Origin of the sequence: Nonomuraea sp. KM90 (assembly GCF_052246675.1) — a bacterium.
In the GTDB taxonomy this organism is placed as follows: domain Bacteria; phylum Actinomycetota; class Actinomycetes; order Streptosporangiales; family Streptosporangiaceae; genus Nonomuraea.
This window is the reverse complement of record NZ_JBQQCB010000314.1, coordinates 1-2,538: the sequence shown is the minus strand read 5'-3', so window position 1 is coordinate 2,538 and position 2,538 is coordinate 1. Positions and strand designations below refer to the sequence as shown.

The window sequence follows — 2,538 nt, the reverse complement described above, 5'->3', positions numbered from 1 at the left end:
TCAAGCAGCTTTCTACAGTGCACCTATATAGCTGTTAGGGCCTGGAGCTGCGATGATTGGCATCGAAGGTCTGCTGGAGTTGGCGGCAGTCGTCCAGCGGCTCAAGGAGCAGAGCGCCCCGCGGGAAGGGGGTGCGGCATCACCGTCAGTCGGCGATCGGAGGGTGAGCCGGGCTCTCCACGACCCGGCCGGCGACCTCCTCGCCCATCGGATGGGGCGATTTGCCGGAAACGAGTCGGATTGCGGCGATTCGGATGCTGGCGCTGCTGGTGGAGCGACGGTTATCCCGTCCGGCGGAGAGTCTGACCGGCGGCCCCGATGAGCAGGCAGACGAACACATCTCCAGGGTTTCCGACCAAGGTGAGGCGCGAGCACACCGACCGGATGGCGGTGGTGTACGTGCGTCAGTCGACCCGCCGTCAGGTGCTTGAGCACACCGAGTCGGCCCGGGTCCAGTACGCGCTGGCAGACCGGGCGGTGGCGCTGGGCTGGGCGGCCGGCAGGGTCAAGGTGATCGATGCCGACCTGGGCATGTCGGGCGCCAGCGCGCAGGGACGGCCGGGGTTCGCCGAGTTGGTGAGCGAGGTCGGGCTCGGGCATGTGGGGATCGTGCTGGGGGTGGAGGTCTCGCGGCTGGCCCGCTCGGGCCGGGACTGGTATCAGTTGATGGAGCTGTGCGCGTTGGCGGGCACGCTGCTCGGCGACAGCGACGGGATCTATGATCCGGCTCAGTACAACGACCGGCTGCTGCTCGGGCTGAAGGGCACCATGTCGGAGGCGGAACTTCACCTGATCAAACAGCGGATGGCGGCGGGACGGCTGGCCAAGGCTCAGCGGGGCGAGCTGTTCTTCTCGGTGCCGACCGGGTATGTGCTGCGCCCTTCCGGGGAGGTGGTCAAGGACCCTGACGAGCAGGTCCAGGCGGTGATCGCGCTCATCTTCGAGCTGTTCGACGAACTCGGGACGATCAACGCGGTGCTGGCCTACCTGGTCGAGCATCGGATCCAGCTGGGGATCCGGTTGCGGGAGGGGCCTGATCAGGGCGAGCTGGTCTGGCGTCGCCCGAGCCGGATGACGCTCACCAACATCCTGCACAATCCGATCTACGCCGGGATCTACACCTACGGCCGCAGCGGTGTGGATCATCGGCGGAAAGTCCCCGGACGCCCCTCGACTGGGCGAGTGGTGGTGCCGATGGAGCAGTGGGACGTGGTCTTGCCTGGGCGGTTGCCCGCCTACATCAGCCCGCAGCATTACCAGCGCAACCTGGATCGGATGGCTGCCAACCGGGCCCGCGCGGACGCGACGGGTGCGGCGCGGGACGGGCGCGCGCTGCTCAGTGGCGTGATCCGATGCGGCCGCTGCGGCCACAGGATGTTCGTTCAATATCACCGGCGCGGAGACGACTCGCTGCACAACTACGTGTGCGTGCGCGAATACGCCGACCACGGCGGGCCGCGCTGCCAGCAGCTGGCAGGCCCGTGCGTGGACGCGCATGTCACCGACCAGATGTTGGAGATGATCGCCCCGTCGGCGCTGCAGGTGTCGCTGCACGCCGCCGAGCAGATCGAGGCCGACCGTGTCCGGCTGGAGAAGCTGTGGCAGCAGCGGCTGGAGCGCGCCGCCTATGCCGCCGACCGGGCTCGGCGCCAATACCAGCTGGCCGAGCCGGAAAACCGCCTGGTGGTGCGGCAGCTGGAACGCGACTGGGAGCAGGCGCTGGCCGAGCTGGAGAATCTGCGCGAGGATCACGACCGGTTCCTGGCCAGCCGGCCGCTGCTGCTGTCGGCGGCTGAGCGCGAGCAGATCCGCGACCTGGCCGCCGATCTTCCGGCGCTGTGGCATGCCGACACCACCTCCAACGCCGATCGCAAGCAGCTCCTGCGCACCATCATCGAGGCCGTCACGGTCACTGTCCACGGTGAATCCGAGCAGGTCACCGCCCAGATCACCTGGTCAGGCGGGCACACCACCAGCGCAGACCTTGTCCGCCCGGTCGCTCGGCTGGAGCAACTGTCGTACTACCCGCGCCTGACCGAGCTGGTCCTGCAACTCGACGACGCCGGACTGACCAGTGCGCAGATCGCCGACCGGCTCAACGCCGAAGGCTTACGCCCTCCCAAACGGTTCGCGACCTTCGGCGCCCAGGCCATCCGGGACCTGGTCCGCCGCCTGCGCACCACCACCGACCAGCCGGGACGCACCTGGCCCACGCGCCGCCCGCCCGGCCGCCATGCCTGGTGGTCCGCCGAACTCGCCCGCGAGCTGGCCATGCCCCCGGTCACCCTCTACAACTGGATCCGCCGCGGCTGGGTGAACGCTCGCCAAGAACCCGGCACCAGACTCTGGATCGTCACCGCAGACGCCGCCGAACTCGACCGGCTGCGCGCCCTTCGGGCCCTGCCTCACGGCTACCACAACCGCAGACGCTGGCAGCAGACCAAGGCACCCCCATCCGACGAACCGGTCACCGACAGCTGAGCACCCGCTCTACACGGCCAGGCTGTAGTTATCGGTGCATTGTGCTTGACAGATCTC

1 protein-coding gene is annotated in these 2,538 nt (G+C 68.4%); it reads left to right on the top strand.

What is annotated here, in order from left to right:
• The first annotated feature begins 360 nt into the window (after positions 1–360).
• Positions 361–2,481 (top strand): recombinase family protein, encoded by a 2,121-nt coding sequence (locus tag ACTWPW_RS63755; protein WP_443174968.1) that lies wholly within the window; start codon positions 361–363, stop codon positions 2,479–2,481.
• Positions 2,482–2,538 lie beyond the last annotated feature (57 nt).